This window comes from Curtobacterium sp. MCPF17_018, assembly GCF_003234135.1.
Taxonomy (GTDB): domain Bacteria; phylum Actinomycetota; class Actinomycetes; order Actinomycetales; family Microbacteriaceae; genus Curtobacterium; species Curtobacterium flaccumfaciens.
This window is the reverse complement of record NZ_QKSJ01000010.1, coordinates 121,568-138,673: the sequence shown is the minus strand read 5'-3', so window position 1 is coordinate 138,673 and position 17,106 is coordinate 121,568. Positions and strand designations below refer to the sequence as shown.

Here is a 17,106-nt window from a genome sequence, read left to right as displayed (position 1 = left end):
GTCAACCAACGCGTGCGATCCATTCGAGGTAGAAGAGTCCGACCCCCGCCGCGACGAAGAGCCCGGCGATGATCCAGAAGCGGACGACGACGGTCACCTCGGCCCACCCCTTCAGTTCGAAGTGGTGGTGCAGCGGACTCATCAGGAAGATGCGCTTGCCGTGGGTGATCTTGAAGTACGCACGCTGCAGGATGACGGAGCCGGTGACGATGAAGAACAGGCCACCGATGAGGATGAGCAGCAGCTCGGTGCGGCTGAGGATCGCGAGGCCGGCCAGGGCACCGCCGAGGCCGAGCGAACCGGTGTCGCCGAGGAAGATCTGCGCGGGCGAGGTGTTGTACCAGAGGAACCCGATGAGCCCACCGCAGACCGCGGCCGCGACCACGGCGAGGTCGAGCGGGTTCGACACGGTGTAGCAGGCGTGTGCGGTGCTCGAGTCGAGCCGGGCTCCGCCGCAGATCTGGTTCGACTGCCAGAACCCGATGATGACGTACGAGCCGATCGCCAGGATGCTCGACCCCGTGGCCAGGCCGTCGAGCCCGTCGGCCACGTTCACACCGTTCGACGTGGACACCGTCAGCAGGACGATCCAGGCGAGGAACAGCACGGTGCCGATGACCGTGCCGAGCGCCATGAAGTCGAGCCACGGCACGTCGCGGATCGCCGAGATCATCGTCGATGCCGGCGGCTTGCCGTTCGACGTCGGCACGACCAGGGCGATCGTGGCGAAGATGACGCCGACGATGACCTGACCGAGGACCTTGGCCCAGCCGCCGAGCCCGAGGCTCCGCTGACGCCGCACCTTGAGGAAGTCGTCGATGAAGCCGACGAACCCGAGTCCGACCATCAGGAACAGCACGAGCAGCCCGGACAGCGTGATCGAGTCACGCCCGACCAGGTGGCCGACGAAGTACCCGATCACCGCACCGATGATCAGGACGATGCCGCCCATGGTGGCGGTCCCGCGCTTGGTGTGGTGGGACTGCGGACCGTCGTCGCGGATGAACTGCCCCCACCCGAGACGGTGGAAGAGCTTGATGAAGAACGGGGTGAGCAGCAACGTGAACACCAGCGACGTGGCGCCGGCGACGAGGAGCGCGATCATTCGGTGACACCTCCGAGGCGGTCGCCGAGGAATCGCAGTTCGGCAGACTTCGAGGACTTGACGAGGACGACGTCGCCGGGGCGGAGCATCTCCTGCATGGCACGGACGGCGTCGTCGACGTCCTCGATGTACACGGACTCGCCGTCCCACGATCCCTCGAGGGTGGCGGCCTGGTGGATGGGCATCGCGCCGCGGCCGACGACCACGAGCTGTCCGATGCCGAGGCGGACGACGAGCCGACCGATGCGATCGTGCTCCTCGACGGAGAACTCACCGAGCTCGGCCATCTCCCCGAGCACCGCGACGGTCCGCTCCCCCGGGCGCACGATCTGCGCCAGGGTCCGCAGCGCCGCCGCGGTGGAGTCGGGCGACGCGTTGTACGCGTCGTTGATGACGGTGACGCCCTCGGGGCCGCCCTGGAGCAGCTCCATGCGCCAGCGCTCGGCGCGCGTCATCGACGCGAGCGCCGCGGCGCCGTCGGCGAGCGGGACGCCCCACAGGTGGGCCACCGTGAGCGCGGCGGACGCGTTCATGGCGTGGTGCTCACCCAGGATCGCGAGGCGGACGTCGACGTGGTCCGGGCCTCCAGACAGGGTCGCGTCCGTCGGACGCTCGCCTTCGGTGCGGACGGGAGGCGCGGTGAGGGTGAAGCGGGTGCCGCTGCGGTCCGTCTCGATGCCGGTGATGCGGTAGTCGGCGTCCGCCGACGTGCCGAAGCCGACCACGTGGGCGGCCGTCAGGTCGCGCATCGACGCGACCCGGTCGTCGTCGACGTTGAGGAGGGCGGTCGCGGAGGCGGGGAGGTCGGTGACCATCTCGGACTTCGCGCGCTGCGTCGCCTCGATGCCGCCGAACTCGCCGGCGTGCGCGAGGCCCACCTTGAGGACGACGCCGACGTCGGGCTCGGCGATCGAGACGAGCTTGGCGATGTGGCCGACGCCGCTCGCGCCCATCTCGACCACCAGGTACCGGGTGTCGTACGTCACGCGGAGCATCGAGATCGGTGCGCCGACGTGGTTGTTGAACGAGCCCTCGGGCGCGACGGTCGCGCCGTGCTGCTCGAGGATCGTGCGGAGCATGTTCTTCGTGCTCGTCTTGCCGTTCGAGCCGGTGATGCCGACGACCCGCAGGGGTGCCGGGCGCCCGTCGGCGTCGACGCGGTCCGCGGTGCTCATCCGGACGCGCGTGACCACCTCGTGCGCGAGCACGGCGAGGGCCTCGTACCCGTCGGTGACGACGATCTGCGGCGCGGTGGTGTCCACACGCTCGGGCGTGATGACCAGGGCAGCCCCGGCGTCGACGGCCGCGGGCACGAAGCGTCGGCCGTCGGTGACCTCGCCGGGCAGGGCGAAGAAGACGCTGCCGGGGCGGACCAGGCGCGAGTCGGTCTCGACCGAGCCGTCGACGACCAGGTCGCCGGGCTCGGAGACGTCGGTGGCCTGGGCGCCGCCGATCAGCTCGCCGCCGATCGCGGCGGCGATCTCGGCGAGGGTCATGGCGATCATCGGACGTCCTCCGCCGGACCGGAGTTCGGCTCCCAGCCGGCCTCGCGCAGGGCCGCACGGGCCTCGTCGCGGGCGGAGTACGGGGTGCGGACGCCCTGGATGTCGCGGTAGTCCTGGTGCCCCGGACCGGCCCAGAGGATCGAGTCCCCCTCGCCGACCAGGCCCACGGCCGTGCGGATCGCGGCCTCGGGCGGGCTGACCTCGTGGATCTCGTGGTCGGGGTAGGCGGCACGTGCGGCGTCGACCAGGGTCTTCCGGATCGACGCGGCGTCCTCGAAGCGCGGGTGGTGGTCGGTGACGACGAGGATGTCGCTGCCGGCCGCAGCCACGCGGGCCATGTCCCCGCGCTTCGTGGTGTCCCGGTCGCCGTCGGCGCCGAACAGCATGAGGACCTTGCCGGAGGTGAACTGCCGGACCGCCGCGAGGGTGTTCTCGAAGGCGTCGGCGCTGTGTCCGAAGTCGACGTAGACGCTCGGGCCCTGCTCGCCGGAGACCCGCTCGGTGCGGCCGGGCAGGTAGCACTCGATGGCGGAGACGCGGTGCGTCTCGCCGTCGCGCTCGCTCGCGTCGTCCTCGTCGGGGTAGCGGCGGTGGTTGCTCTCCAGCGCGTGCGCGATGGCACCGAGCTCGAACCCGCCCTCGACGAGCATGACGATCGCGAGTGCCGCGTTCGCCGCCATGTGCCAGCCGATCAGCGGCACACGGGTGGTCAGCTCGCGGCCCTCGGGGCCGGTCAGGCGGAACTCGGTGTACGCGGCGTGCGCCTCGACGATGTCGACGTGCCACTCGGCCTCGACGTCGGGGTGCACCGTGATCGTGGTGACCGGGATGCGGGAGTCCTGCACCACGCGGTGGCCCCAGTCAGTGTCCAGCGAGACGACGCCCCGACGGGCGTGCTCGGGCTGGAACAGCGGGAGCTTCGCCTGGTAGTACTCCTCCATGTCGGCGTAGTCGTCGAGGTGGTCGTGCGACAGGTTCGTGAAGGCTGCGACGTCGAAGACGATGCCGTCGACGCGGTGCCGGCTGAGGGCCTGGGCGCTGACCTCGACGGCGACCGCACGGACCTCGCTCTCGCGCATGCGGGCGAGGAGCGCGTGCATCTCGCTGGCCTCGGGCGTGGTCAGGCGGCTCGTCACGCTGAGCGAACCGATGTGGCGCTCCGCGGTCGAGCTCAGGCCGGTGACCAGGCCGAGCTGCTTGAGGATGCCCTCGAGGATGTACGACGTGCTCGTCTTGCCGTTCGTGCCGGTGACGGCGAACAGCTGCGGCAGGTCGGTGGCCTCGTCGGGGTGGGTGCGGTAGACCCACGCCGCGACGTCACCGAGGGCGGCGCGGGGGTCGTCGACCACGAGCACCGGCAGCCCGGACGGCTCGACCAGTGCGACGCCGTCCTGGTCGGTCAGGACGGCGACGGCGCCGCGCTCGGCGGCCTCCGTCGCGAACTGTGCGCCGTGCCGGTTCGCACCGTGCACGCCGACGAACAGGTCACCCGGCTGCACCTCGGTGGCGCTCAGGGTGACCCCGGTGGTTTCGATGCTGTCGACCGAGCCGACGACTCGCAGACCGAACGCGTTGGCGAGTTCGGAGACGGCCCTCGGGGTCGGGTGTTCGGGTCGGAGGACCGGGGGGATCCGTGCGGACAAGTGTTCCTTCTTCCTCACCACGTGGACGGGTAGAGCTTCGCCTCGGACGCGGAGGGGGCTACTCGGTACTTCTCGAGCACCTGGGACATGAGTGTGCGGAACGCCGGAGCCGCTCCGCTGGACCACTTGTTGGTCTGCGGCTTCGTGAACGTCACCGTGACAACATACTGGGGGTCTTCGGCGGGTGCCATTCCGGCCACCGACGTGATGCGCTGACCGCCGTATCCCTGCGACCCCTCGGCCACCTCGGCGGTCCCCGTCTTCGCGGCGATGTTGTAGCCGGAGATCGGCTTCATGCCCACCAGCGTGCCACCCGTGACGACGCTCTGCAGCATGCCGGTGACCTGCGTGGCGGCGGCTGCGGAGACGACCCGCTGCTTCTGCACGTCGGGCGCGTCGATCGTCTTGCCGTCCGCCGTGGTGCAGCCCTTGACGAAGTGCAGCGGGATCCGGACACCGTCGTTCGCGATCGTCTGGAAGACGCTCGCGACCTGCACCGCTGTCGTCGAGATGCCCTGACCGAACATCGAGTTGATGTTCGTCTGCTGGTCCCAGTTCGGGCTGGTGCCGTAGTCCATCGAGGGCTGGCCCGGGTAGTCGATGGCCGTCTCCGGCTCGAACAGCCCGAACTTCTTCATGTAGTCGAAGCGCTGCTGGGATGTCAGCCGCGCGCCGAGCTCGGTGATGCCGACGTTCGACGAGTTCTGCAGGATGCCGGTGAGCGTGAGGTTCTCGGTGGCGTGGAACTCGGAGTCGTGGATCGTGCCGCCCCAGGGGAACGTGCGCGAGTACGGCACGACGGCCTGGTCGGTGGGGCTCGACTTGCCCTGGTCGAGCAGCGCGGCGGCGATGGCGGCCTTGATCGTGGAGCCCGGCTCGTACGACGCCGTCAGGGCACGGGAACCGAAGGCGCCCTTGTCGGTCGTGGCGTCGACGTCGTTCGGGTCGACCGTCGGGTAGTCGGCGACCGCCAGCAGCTCACCCGTCTTGACGCTCGTGACCGTCGCCGTCGCGGACTCCGCCTGCAGGGTCTTGGAGGCGGACGCGATGGTCTGCTGCGCCATGTACTGCAGGTCGCTGTCGATGGTCGTCTCGAGCGTGCCGCCGTCCTTGGCCTTCTTCGTCGTCACGGTGCTGCCCGGGAGCTGCACGCCGTCCTCGCCGCGCTCGTAGGTCTCCGAGCCGTTGGTGCCCGCCAGGCACTGGTTGTAGGAGTACTCCAGGCCGGCCTGGGCGCCGTCGGTGCCCATGAAGCCGGTCAGGTTGCCCGTCGTCGCACCCGTCGGGTACACCCGCGCCGCCTGTGGCTCCGGGTACAGCCAGGGGATGCCGAGTGCACGCACGGCCTCGTAGTGCTGCACGTCGAGGCCCTTGACCAGGTACGCGAAGTCGGACTTCGGGTTCGCGGCGATGTTCTTCCGCATGGTCGCGACGTCACCGCCGGACGCCTTCGCCAGCGCACTCAGGGCGGTGCCGACACTGACGTCCTTGATGCGGGTGCCGCCGAGCTTGCCCTTGAAGCCCTTCACCAGGCGCGGGGAGGTCGTGATGTTGTAGCGCGTGACGCTGTCGGCGAGTTCGGTGCCGTTGCGGTCCACGATCGACCCGCGGGTGCCGTAGATGGTCACGGGGATGCTGCGCTTCTGGGCCGACGCCTTGTTCAGCTCCGACGCCTGGACGACCTGGATGTCGACGAGCCGCACCACGAACACCCCGACGAGGGCGATCACGGCGAGCATCACGATGCTGTAGCGCAGGCGTCGGTTGCGGATCGTCTTCGTCACGCGGTGCGGTCCTTCCCGGGCGGTGCTGAGGGTGCGGCGGACCCGCCGGTCACCGGGTGGAGGGCGCCTGGAGCGGGTTCGCGTCGGACTCTACGGACGACTTCGCCGTCCCCTGGTCCGACGCGCTGGCGCCGCTCGTCTTCTCAGACGCGGCCGTGCCGTCGGTGGATCCCGTGGTGCCCGCGGCGCCCGACGTGTCCTTCGTGCTCGACGTGTCCTTCGTGCTCGACGTGTCCTTCGCGCTCGACGTGCCCGTCGTGCCCGACGTGCCCGTCGTGCCCGTCTCCTTGCTCGTCGACGTGTCGCCCGGCTTCGTGGCCAGCGGCACGTCGTTCAGCAGTGAGTTCGGCACCTGGTTCTCGGTGGACGCCGTGGCCTCGTCGGGCTTCGCCGGGGTCGGCGTGCCGTACACCCGACCGGTCTTCGGATCGAGGTACACCGGCGTCGAGTTGGCGATCATGCCGAGCGACTGGGCGTTGCGTGCCAGGTTCTGCGGCGAGTCGAGGACCCGGAGCTGCTCGGACAGGGACTGCTGCGTGCGGGACAGGTTCGTCTGCTCGGCGGACAGCGAGTTGAGCGTGTAGGCGCCCTGGCTGAGCACCATGCTGATGCCGAGCTGGGCCAGCAGCAGGATCCCGAGCGCGGCGACGGCCACGACGGCGTACCCGATGCGGGGGCGTGCCCGACGCTGGGCCGCGGTCGGGGTGACCTCGACCAGCTCGGGGCGGCGCTGACGGTCGGGGCGCGGGGCCCGCGACGGGACGACCGCGGGGTCGACGAGTGCGAGGTTCGTGCTCATGTCAGTTCCGGATCCGCTCGGCCGCGCGCAGGCGCACGGGGGTTGCTCGGGGGTTGGCGGCGCGTTCGGCCTCGTCGGCCAGCTCGGCGCCCTTGACGATCAGGGAGAAGGTGGGGGCGTGCTCGGGCAGCTCCACCGGCAGGCCGGCGGGAGCGCTCGACTTCGTGCGCTCCACCAGTGCCCGCTTGACGATGCGGTCCTCGAGGGACTGGTACGACTCGACGACGATCCGACCGCCGACCGCGATGGCGTCGAGCGCCGCCGGGATGGCTCGCTCGAGCACGCTCAGTTCGGCGTTGACCTCGATGCGGAGTGCCTGGAAGACGCGCTTGGCAGGGTGCCCCTGGCGCTGGATGGCGACCGGGGTCGCGTCGTGCAGCACCTGGACCAGGTCGCCGGACATCTCGAACGGCTTCGTTTCCCGCCGCTCGACGATCGCTCGGGCGTAGCGGCCGGCGAGCTTCTCCTCGCCGTAGCGCTGGAAGATGCGGCGGAGTTCGCCCTCGTCGTAGGTGGCCAGGACGTCGGCGGCGGTCTGCCCCTCGGTCCGGTCCATCCGCATGTCGAGCGGGGCGTCCTGGCTGTACGCGAACCCGCGCTCGGCCCGGTCGAGCTGCAGCGAGCTCACGCCGAGGTCGAAGAGCACGCCGTCGACCGTCGTGAAGCCCTCGCCCTCGATCGCGTCGACGATGCCGTCGTACACGGTGTGCACGAGCCGGACTCGGTCGCCGAAGCGGGCCAGGCGCTCCCCCGCGATGCCGAGTGCGTCGGTGTCGCGGTCGAGCCCGATGAGCGTGAGCTCCGGGAAGCGCTCGAGCAGGCCCTCGGAGTGGCCGCCCATGCCGAGCGTGGCGTCGACGACGACCTTGCCCGGGCCCTCGAGCGTCGGCGTGAACAGGTCGACGATGCGCTGGAGCATCACCGGCGTGTGCGGGAAGCGTGGCGTCTCGTTGTCGTTGTCGGCCATGTGCAGCCCCTCGTCTCCTGGGCCGTGGGTCCGGATCCCCATCCATGCGACCTGACACCGGGGAAGTGGCGTCAGGGCTTCACGGCTGGGAGTCCCGATCCGCGGATCAGAAGATCCCCGGGATCACCTCCTCGTCGTTGTCGGCGAATGCCTCTTCGGCTTCGGCGTAGTAGGCCTCCCACGCGGGGGTGGACCAGATCTCGGCACGGTCACCGCTGCCGATGACCGTGAGGTCCCGCTCGAGCCCCGCGTACTCGCGGAGGTTCTGCGGGATCGTCACGCGGTTCTGCTTGTCGGGCTGTTCGGCGCTGGCCCCCGAGAGGAACAGACGCATGTAGTCCCTGGTGCGCTTCGACGTCATCGGGGCGGTCCGGATGCGCTCGTGGAGTTCCTCGAACGTCCGGGCGCTGAAGACCACGACGCAGCGTTCCTGGCCGCGGGTCATCACGAGCCCGCCGGACAGTTCGTCCCGGAACTTGGCGGGGAGGATCACGCGACCCTTCTCGTCGAGCTTCGGGGCATGAGTACCGAGCAGCACGTCGGGCCTCCCCTCCGCTCCACCGGACCGTTGCGAGCCCCACTTTACTCCACTCCCCTCCCCTCGCCCAGGATTCCACTCCCTTTTCGGCCCGCGACACCCCTACTGGGGGCATGCAGACTGGAATGCACTGCGCAGCGATGACCTCGCAGGCCCGGAATCATGCGGTTCGACAGCGCCGAGGGCTGCGTGGAGGAAAGTGGAGGACTTTCGCAGCCGGTGGAGCACGTCAGGGCGCGCCGCGGGATCACGGTCGGCTCCACCACGCCCGGCTGCCGGTCAGCGCACGGTCAGGACGTGCCGCCGCCGCGACGCCGAGTGGTCACGAACCGTCGCTCGCGCGGGCCCCAGCCGACAGTTCCTGCACCCTCGGCATCCAGCGCGCGGCAGGTCGTGACCACTCGCGCGGGCACGACCGGCGACGGTCCACCCCGGCCTGGAGGCCCGCCCCACCGCCGCCGCGGTCCTCACCCGGGCTCACGGTCGGCTCCACCACGCCCGGCCGCCGACGAGCGCACGGTGACGACGTGCCGCCGCCGCGACGCCGAGTGGTCACGATCCGTCGCTCGCGCGGGCCCCAGCCGACAGTTCCTGCACCCTCGGCATCAACCGCACGGCATGTCGTGACCACTCGCGCGGGCACGTCCACGCCCGGACGCCGCAACAAGAGCCCCCGCCCCCGGAAACACGAAACGGGGCCGACCCGAAGGTCGACCCCGTGGAGGAGTGTGGAGGGAGTCCTGATGACTCCCGTCAGCTACTGACTCTGGTCGTTGCGCTTGTCCCAGCGCTCGTTCATCCGGTCCATGAAGGACCCGCCGCCACCGGTGGACGGACGCGCCGACCCACCGGATGCGGGCTTGCCCGGCCGAGCGGGCTTCGCCTTCGGAGCACGCATACCCGGGCGCAGCGCGAACAGGACGCCGGCGAGCATCACGACGAAGCCGAGGATGCCCAACAGCGGCGCCTTGATGACGAGGCCGACGATGACGATGGCGACCCCGGCGAGTGCACCGAGGACCCCGAGTGTGATGGCTGTGTACGTCGGACGACCCTGTCGACGTGTGACACGAGCCACGAAATCGGAATCGTTCTGGTAGAGGCTGCGCTCCATCTCTTCGAGAAGGCGCTGCTCCTGTTCCGAGAGCGGCATCTTGGTTCCCTCTGTTCCTGGGATCGACGCGGGGTTGAAAAACGCGGGTTGAGTGGACCGATTCTATGCCTCGACCACTCCACTAGGGTAGGGATCGTGGCTGAGAGTACGCGATTAGTGGACCTCGTATCGGCGCGTATCGACCGGGCACTCGACGAGCAGCGTGAACGGCTCCTCGCGATCAGCCCCGACCTCGCGCCGTTCGACCGGTACGCCCGAGACCTGCTGTCCGGCGGCAAGCGCTTCCGGGCACTGTTCTGCTACTGGGGATGGCAGTCGGTGGCGGGCCGTTCGGGCTCGTTCGACCCGCTGGCCGAGGGGTCCCGGCAGACCACCGCCGAGGCGATCGTCACGGTCGCGGCCGCGCTCGAGGTCTTCCACGCCGCCGCCCTGGTGCACGACGACATCATGGACCGCTCGGACACCCGCCGTGGGCGTCCGGCCGCGCACCGCCGCTTCGAGTCCCTGCACGAGGAGTCCGGCTTCGTCGGCGACCGCGGGCAGTACGGCACGAACTCCGCGCTGCTCCTCGGCGACCTGCTGCTCTCGCTGAGCGACTCGGTCTTCGACGAGGGCCTCGCGCGCCTCGACCCGGTGCGGGCCCGCATCGTCCGTCAGGAGTTCCACGCGATGCGCCTCGACGTCACGGCGGGGCAGTACCTCGACGTGCACGAGGAGACCGCCTGGCCGGTCATCGACGAGTCCGAGCACCTGCTCCGTGCCCAGCGCGTCATCGTCTTCAAGTCGGCGAAGTACTCGATCGAGGCCCCGCTGGTCATCGGTGCCCTCGTCGCCGGCGCGAGCGACTCCCAGCTCGAGGGCCTCCGCGCCTTCGGACTCCCCCTCGGCGTGGCGTACCAGCTGCGCGACGACATGCTCGGGGTCTTCGGCGATCCCGAAGTCACCGGCAAGCCGGCCGGCGACGACCTGCGCGAGGGCAAGCGGACCGTCCTCATCGCCTCGGCGCGCAAGACGCTGGCGAACGGCCCGCGGCAGCTCCTGGACGAGCTCCTCGGAGACCCCGACCTCGACGAGGAACAGGTGCAGATGCTCCGCGCGACCCTCACCGAGTCGGGCGCCGTGGCCGCCGTGGAGCGGTCGATCGAGCGGCACGTCCAGCGCGCCAAGGCGGCGCTCGACGCCTCGCCGCTGACACCGTCGGCCCGCGAGCAGCTCGCGTCGCTGGCCGACACGGTCAGCCGCCGGTCGTCCTAGACGCGTTCCACACGGGGCGCGACAGGAGGCCCGTGGCGACACCGCCACGGGCCTCCTGTCCGTCCGGAACGCGTCTAGAGCAGCGACTGGGCGACGCGACGCACCTCGGCCTTGCGACCGGCGCGCAGCGCCGCGATCGGCGTGGTGCCCATCGCGTCGTCGACGGTGAGCATCCAGCGCACCGCCTCGTCGTCGGTGAAGCCGTTGTCGCCGAGCACGATCAGCGTGCCACGCAGTTCGGGCATCGGCTCCCCGTCCTCGAGGAACTCGACCGGCACGCGCAGCACACCGCCGACGCGGGCTGCCAGCAGGGTCTTCTGCTCGAAGAGTCGGTGGATCCGTCCGGGGCTCGTGCTGAACATGTCCACCAGCTCGGGGACGGTCAGCCAGCGTTCGGAGAGGGACAGGTCGTCGGCGGGTGCGGCACTCACACGCCCATGGTGCCAGAGTGACCGCCGGAGTGAATGCGCCTCGTTCGTCACATTCGTCACATCCACCCCATCCGACTCTCTGGTTGACTTGGGAATCAGGCCGTGCCAGCGTTGTGGCACCTGTGAGTGCGCGCATGCGTGCGCACGGCTCAGTCGAGATCAGGAGAAACCCGTGGACCACGCTGCAGACGAAGTCGCCCGGCGCGCACGATCCGCCCGGTTCGCCACCATGCCCATCGTCCTCGCGGGCACGATCGCCGTGACCGCCGGGCTCACCGGCCCGATCGCCCACGCCGAGCCGCGGCACGACGACGCCGACGCGAACCACAAGCGCCACGTCGACCAGGACCGCGCCGTGACCGACCGTCCGGTGTTCGGCACCGCCGTCGCGCGGCCGACGCAGACCGTCGTGCGGACGGTCGCCGCCACCACGACGGCCACCACCACGGCTGTGCCCACGAACTACACGGTCCACCACGGCGACACGGTCTCGGGCATCGCCGCCCGCTTCGGCCTGTCGGCGCAGGAGATCCTCGTGCGCAACGGCCTCGGCTGGAACACGATCATCCACCCCGGGCAGACGCTCCACCTGGCATCGACGCCCGCCGTCACCACCGCCGCGGTGCGGACCTCCGGGTCGACCGGCGGCTCCGGCTCGGACACCTCGAGCTACCACGTGAAGCAGGGCGACACCGTCTCCGGCATCGCGTCCCGCGTCGGCGTGTCGACCACGGCGCTCCTCAGCGCGAACAAGCTGTCGCAGCGGAGCGTCATCTACCCGGGGCAGACGCTGCGGGTACCGCACGGCTCATCCTCGACGCCGTCGGTCTCCACCGCCTCGGCCCCGTCGACGAAGACGAGCGTGAAGATCAGCGCCGGCGACACCGTGGCCTCGATCGCCGCCGCCCACCACGTCTCTGTCAAGTCGCTCCTGTCGGCGAACGGCCTGTCGTACACGAGCACGATCTACGCCGGCAAGACGCTCGTCATCCCGTCGTCGAACGCCACCGCCGCGCCTGCGGTCCCCGCGCGTGCGGCGGTCAGCGGTGCCGTCGGCCTGAGCGCCGAGCAGCGCCAGAACGCGGCGACCATCGTCTCCGTCGGTCGATCCCTGGGCGTCCCCGACCGCGGCATCGTCGTGGCCCTCGCCGCCGCGATGCAGGAGTCGAGCCTCCGGAACCTGCCGCACGGCGACCGCGACTCGGTCGGCCTGTTCCAGCAGCGTCCGAGCCAGGGTTGGGGCAGCGCGGCGAAGCTGCAGGACCCGGCGCACGCCACCGCGCTGTTCTTCGGCGGGCGGAACAACCCGAACGCCGGCAAGACCCGCGGGTTGCTCGACGTGCCCGGCTGGTCCTCGATGAGCATCACCGACGCGGCCCAGGCCGTGCAGCTCTCCGCCTACCCGAAGGCCTACGCCAACTGGGCGAGCGCCGCCCAGGGCTGGCTGGCGACCCTCTGAGCCTCATCCGGAAGATCGAGATTGGGCCACGGGCGGTGCGCCGGTGCGCCCGAGTGCGGTTCCGATTCGTAGAATGCCGCCGATGACCACCAACGCCGCCACGGATCCGATGATCGGTCGCATGATCGATCAGCGGTACCGCGTCCGCTCCCGCATCGCGCGCGGGGGCATGGCGACCGTCTACCTCGCGACCGACGTGCGCCTCGAGCGACGCGTCGCGATCAAGATCATGCACGGGCACCTGGCCGACGACCAGGCCTTCCGTGAGCGCTTCATCCAGGAGGCCCGGTCGGCGGCCCGGCTGTCGCACCCGAACCTGGTGGGCGTCTACGACCAGGGTGCCGAGGGCGAGATCGCCTACATCGTCATGGAGTACATCCCCGGCATCACGCTGCGGGACCTGCTGCAGGAGCACCACGCCCTGACGCCCGAACAGGCGACCGACATCCTGCGCGCCGTGCTCGCCGGACTCGCCTCGGCCCACCGCGCCGGCATCGTGCACCGCGACCTGAAGCCCGAGAACGTCCTGCTCGCCGACGACGGCCGCATCAAGCTCGGCGACTTCGGCCTGGCCCGTGCCACGACCGCGAACACGGCGACCGGCGCGGCCCTGCTCGGCACGATCGCCTACCTGTCCCCCGAGCTCGTGACCCGCGGCGCCGCCGACTCGCGCAGCGACATCTACGCACTCGGCATCATGCTCTACGAGATGCTCACCGGCGAGCAGCCCTACAAGGGCGAGCAGCCGATGCAGATCGCCTACCAGCACGCCAACGACTCCGTGCCGGCACCGAGTGCCGCCGTGTCCGGGGTGCCGCCGGAGCTCGACGAGCTGGTCGCCTGGTCGACCGCACGGGATCCCGAGGACCGTCCCCGCGACGCCCGCGAGATGCTCGACCACATGTCGGGCAACCAGCAGCGTGCGACCGGCCAGTACCGCACCGCCGTGCTGCGCCCCGAGAACGGGACCGCGATCCTGCCCTCCGGTGGCGCGGGCACGCTCGGCGCCGCAGCGGCCGCAGCATCCGTCGGGGCCGCCGGAGGAGCCGCCGACGAGACCGCCATCATCGACCGGTCCGGCGACCGGGACACCGGCGACCGCGGTCGAGCACCCGCCCGTGCGCGCGGCAACGCCCCGGGCCCCCGTCGGACCGGGGCACAGCCGGGCGTGCTCTCCCCCGCCGGACAGCGGCTCGCCGACCAGTCGGCAAAGCGCCGGAAGCGCGGCTGGATCCTGCTGTCCGTGGTCGTCGTGCTCGCGCTGATCGGAGCCGGCTTCGGCTGGTACTTCGGCCCGGGGCCGGGTGGCAACGTGCGGATCCCGGAAGTCACGGGCAAGTCGGTCTCGCAGGCCCGGCAGCTGCTCGAAGCACAGGGCCTGCAGGCGGCGTCGAAGACCGGGACACGGTTCGACGCCGTCGTCGCGAAGGGGCAGGTCTCCACGACGAAGCCGGCCGCGGAGCGCGAGGTGCAGAAGGGCACGGCGGTGCAGATCGTCGTGTCGAACGGCCCCCGGATGATCCCGCTGCCGGCGATCGTCGGCCAGCCGCTCTCCACCGTGACGGCCGCGCTCGACGACGACTTCGAGCTGCAGGACGACCGGTACGAGTTCTCCGCCGACGCCCCGAAGGACACCGTGGTCGCGGCGACCGGTCGGGTGTCCGGCGGCAAGCCGCTCGACCTCACGACGGTGAAGGCCTACGGCGAGACCGGGCCGGTCACGCTGACCGTCTCGCTCGGCCCCGTGCCCGACGTGGTCGGCAAGACGGTCGACGAGGCCTCCGCCGCACTCGACGACGTCGGACTGATCCTCGGCGCCCGGACCGAGGAGTACAGCGAGAGCGTGCCCGCGGGCCAGATCGTCTCCGCCGCCGTGCAGGACTCCCCCGCCGTGCGCGGGTCGGCGGTGGACGTCGTCGTGTCGAAGGGTCCGACGCCGATCACCGTGCCGGAGGACGGCGTCATCGGGGCGACGATCAACGAGGCGACGAAGACCCTCGAGGACCTCGGGCTGAAGGTCTCCGTGCCCGACTGCACGAACATCCTCTGCGGCTTCTACGACTGGAAGTCGAAGCTGCCGGTCACCGGCACCGACCCGGGTGCCGGCGCAACGGTCCACCGCGGCGACACGGTCACCCTGTCCTACGACCAGTAGTTCCGCCGGGCAGTTCCCGCGGCCCGGAACGTGTGGACACGACGGACAGGAGGCCCGGTGCCAGCTGGCACCGGGCCTCCTGTCCGGGGGTTCCTGCGTTACGAGCGGTCGGGCTGGTGCGCGCCGAGTTCCTCGGCCACCAGGAAGGCGAGCTCGAGGGACTGCATGTGGTTGAGGCGCGGGTCGCACAGCGACTCGTAGCGGGTGGCGAGCGTGGCCTCGTCGATGTGCTCCGAGCCGCCGAGGCACTCGGTGACGTCGTCACCGGTGAGCTCGACGTGCATGCCACCCGGGTACGTGCCGACCTGGCGGTGCGCCTCGAAGAAGCCGAGGACCTCGTCCACGACGTCGTCGAACCGGCGGGTCTTGTAGCCCGTCGGCGTGGTCAGGCCGTTGCCGTGCATCGGGTCGGTGACCCACAGCGGGTTGGCGTCCATGCCCTTGATCGCCTCGAGCAGCTTGGGCAGCTCGTCGCGGATCTTGCCCGCGCCCATCCGCGTGATGAAGGTCAGGCGACCCGGCTCACGGTTCGGGTCGAGCTTGTCGACGAGCGCCTTCATGTCGTCGACGCTCGTCGTCGGGCCGAGCTTCACGCCGATCGGGTTGCGCACCCGCGACAGGAAGTCCACGTGGGCGCCGTCGATGTCGCGCGTGCGCTCACCGATCCAGATGAAGTGACCGGACGTGTCGTACGCCAGGCCGGAGCGCGAGTCGATGCGGGTCATCGGGCGCTCGTAGTCCATGAGCAGCCCCTCGTGCGAGGCGTAGAACTCGACGTGCTTGAGCGCCTCGAAGTCGGCGCCGCAGGCGTCCATGAAGCGGATCGCGCGGTCGATCTCCTTGGCGAGGTGCTCGTAGCGGGCGTTCGCGGGGTTCGAGGCGAAGCCCTTGTTCCACGAGTGCACCTGCCGCAGGTCGGCGAAGCCCCCCTGCGTGAAGGCCCGGACGAGGTTCAGCGTCGAAGCAGCGGTGTGGTACCCCTGCACCAGGCGGCGCGGGTCGGCCGTCCGGCTCTCCGGCGTGAAGTCGTAGCCGTTCACGATGTCGCCGCGGTAGGCGGGCAGCGTGACGTCGCCCCGGGTCTCGAAGTCGCTCGAGCGGGGCTTGGCGAACTGCCCGGCCATGCGCCCCATCTTGATGACGGGCATCGAGGCGCCGTAGGTCAGCACGACGGCCATCTGCAGGATCGTCTTGACCCGGTCGCGGATGGAGTCGGCGGTGGCACCGGCGAAGGTCTCGGCGCAGTCACCGCCCTGCAGCAGGAAGGCCTTGCCCTGGGCGGCCGCGGCGAGCCGCTCGCGCAGCTTGTCGACCTCGCCCGCGAACACGAGCGGCGGGAGCGTGGCGATCTCGGCCGACGCGGCCTCAGCAGCGGCGGCGTCCGGCCAGGTCGGCTGCTGCTTGATCGGGAGCGTCCGCCAATAGTCGAGCCCCTCGATGACGTCCGGATCCTGCAGGGCGACGAAGTCGGTCGACTCGAACAAGGGCGTTACCTCGGTGTTCTGTGCGGGCGGCCCGACGACGCCACCGGCACCAGGCCGCGCGTCGTCGATGGGCGTCCTGGCGGGGTGCCGGGACCATCAGAGCCTAACGTGCAGGCGTCGACTTCCGTTCCCGCATGACGGCCTCGCGCGCGGAGCTCGCCCGCTCCTTCACGCTGGTGGCGTAGACGTCCACGTACTCCTGTCGGCTCAGGCCGGCGAGCTCGTGCATGACCTCGTCCGTGACGCTGCGCAGGATGAAGCGGTCGGTCTCGAACCCCTGGAACCGCGAGAAGTCGAGCGGCTTGCCGAACACGACCCCGACGCGCTTGATCTTCGGGAAGCGCTGCCCGATCTGCTGCACCTCGCGCGTGCCGACCATGGCGACGGGGACGACGAGCACGCGCCCCTCGAGGATCATCCGGGCGATGCCGGTGCGGCCGCGGTAGAGCTTGCCGTCGGGGCTGCGGGTGCCCTCGGGGTAGATGCCGAGCTGCTCACCGCGCGCCAGGACCTGCAGGCCGGTGCGCAGCGATGCCTCGGACGCCTTGCCGCCGGAGCGGTCGATCGGCAGCTGGCCGATGGCGTTGAAGAACGTCTTCGTCGCCCAGCCCTTCAGCCCGCGGCCGGTGAAGTAGTCGCTCTTCGCCAGGAACGACAGTCGACGGTCGAGCACCGCCGGCAGGATCACCGAGTCGATGAACGAGATGTGGTTCGACGCGAAGATGACCGGGCCCTTGGCGGGCACGTGCTCGCGGCCGACGACCCACGGCCGGAACAGGGTGAGGATGAGCGGGCCGAGCACGAAGTTCTTCAGCAGCCAGTAGGTCATCGACGACTCCAGGTGGTGAGAAGGTGGTGGCCCGGGTGG

Annotated in this window: 14 protein-coding genes; 3 read left to right on the top strand and 11 right to left on the bottom strand. The window is 70.5% G+C overall.

Annotated elements, in window-relative coordinates; all coding sequences use genetic code 11:
* Nucleotide 1 precedes the first annotated feature (1 nt).
* The 8 genes from mraY to DEJ27_RS12955 form a co-directional block, all read right to left on the bottom strand.
* Nucleotides 2-1,105 (bottom strand): phospho-N-acetylmuramoyl-pentapeptide-transferase, encoded by a 1,104-nt coding sequence (mraY, locus tag DEJ27_RS12990; protein WP_110860147.1) that lies wholly within the window; start codon nt 1,103-1,105, stop codon nt 2-4.
* A complete protein-coding gene (gene murF, locus DEJ27_RS12985) occupies nt 1,102-2,610 on the bottom strand; it encodes a UDP-N-acetylmuramoyl-tripeptide--D-alanyl-D-alanine ligase (protein WP_111091083.1) in 1,509 nt (502 codons plus the stop codon). Before murF ends, mraY begins: the two co-directional genes overlap by 4 nt.
* A complete protein-coding gene (locus DEJ27_RS12980; protein WP_111091082.1) occupies nt 2,607-4,253 on the bottom strand; it encodes a Mur ligase family protein in 1,647 nt (548 codons plus the stop codon). Before DEJ27_RS12980 ends, murF begins: the two co-directional genes overlap by 4 nt.
* Nucleotides 4,254-4,267: 14 nt before the next feature.
* Complete coding sequence (locus DEJ27_RS12975) at nt 4,268-6,037, bottom strand: penicillin-binding protein 2 (protein ID WP_110860141.1); 1,770 nt, start codon at nt 6,035-6,037, stop codon at nt 4,268-4,270.
* Between the two features lie 49 nt (nt 6,038-6,086).
* A complete protein-coding gene (locus DEJ27_RS12970) occupies nt 6,087-6,836 on the bottom strand; it encodes a hypothetical protein (protein WP_111091081.1) in 750 nt (249 codons plus the stop codon).
* Nucleotide 6,837: 1 nt separating this feature from the next.
* Complete coding sequence (gene rsmH, locus DEJ27_RS12965) at nt 6,838-7,803, bottom strand: 16S rRNA (cytosine(1402)-N(4))-methyltransferase RsmH (RefSeq protein ID WP_111091080.1); 966 nt, start codon at nt 7,801-7,803, stop codon at nt 6,838-6,840.
* Between the two features lie 106 nt (nt 7,804-7,909).
* Nucleotides 7,910-8,341 (bottom strand): division/cell wall cluster transcriptional repressor MraZ, encoded by a 432-nt coding sequence (mraZ, locus tag DEJ27_RS12960; RefSeq protein WP_017886616.1) that lies wholly within the window; start codon nt 8,339-8,341, stop codon nt 7,910-7,912.
* A gap of 757 nt (nt 8,342-9,098) precedes the next feature.
* A complete protein-coding gene (locus DEJ27_RS12955) occupies nt 9,099-9,494 on the bottom strand; it encodes a DUF3040 domain-containing protein (RefSeq protein ID WP_111091079.1) in 396 nt (131 codons plus the stop codon).
* Nucleotides 9,495-9,590: 96 nt separating this feature from the next.
* On the opposite strand from DEJ27_RS12955, the gene DEJ27_RS12950 reads away from it, so the two are divergent.
* Entirely contained in the window at nt 9,591-10,709 is a 1,119-nt protein-coding gene (locus DEJ27_RS12950) for a polyprenyl synthetase family protein (protein WP_111091078.1), read from the top strand.
* A 74-nt stretch (nt 10,710-10,783) separates the two neighbouring features.
* Here the strand turns inward: DEJ27_RS12950 and DEJ27_RS12945 are convergent, their stop codons facing one another.
* The gene (locus tag DEJ27_RS12945) at nt 10,784-11,140 is read right to left on the bottom strand and encodes an Rv2175c family DNA-binding protein (protein ID WP_173033316.1); all 357 of its coding nucleotides are present in this window, start codon (nt 11,138-11,140) and stop codon (nt 10,784-10,786) included.
* A 172-nt stretch (nt 11,141-11,312) separates the two neighbouring features.
* Between DEJ27_RS12945 and DEJ27_RS12940 the strand changes: the two genes are divergently transcribed.
* Both DEJ27_RS12940 and pknB read left to right on the top strand, forming a co-directional pair.
* Nucleotides 11,313-12,599 carry a LysM peptidoglycan-binding domain-containing protein gene (locus DEJ27_RS12940; RefSeq protein ID WP_258370356.1) on the top strand — a complete coding sequence of 429 codons (1,287 nt, stop codon included), beginning with the start codon at nt 11,313-11,315 and terminating at the stop codon, nt 12,597-12,599.
* Between the two features lie 82 nt (nt 12,600-12,681).
* Entirely contained in the window at nt 12,682-14,754 is a 2,073-nt protein-coding gene (gene pknB / locus DEJ27_RS12935; RefSeq protein ID WP_111091119.1) for a Stk1 family PASTA domain-containing Ser/Thr kinase, read from the top strand.
* Nucleotides 14,755-14,852: 98 nt separating this feature from the next.
* On the opposite strand, the gene DEJ27_RS12930 is transcribed toward pknB, so the two are convergent.
* Both DEJ27_RS12930 and DEJ27_RS12925 read right to left on the bottom strand, forming a co-directional pair.
* Nucleotides 14,853-16,238: a class II 3-deoxy-7-phosphoheptulonate synthase gene (locus DEJ27_RS12930; protein WP_110860131.1), complete on the bottom strand. Its 1,386-nt coding sequence runs from the start codon at nt 16,236-16,238 to the stop codon at nt 14,853-14,855.
* Between the two features lie 103 nt (nt 16,239-16,341).
* The gene (locus DEJ27_RS12925; RefSeq protein WP_027465236.1) at nt 16,342-17,067 is read right to left on the bottom strand and encodes a 1-acyl-sn-glycerol-3-phosphate acyltransferase; all 726 of its coding nucleotides are present in this window, start codon (nt 17,065-17,067) and stop codon (nt 16,342-16,344) included.
* Nucleotides 17,068-17,106 lie beyond the last annotated feature (39 nt).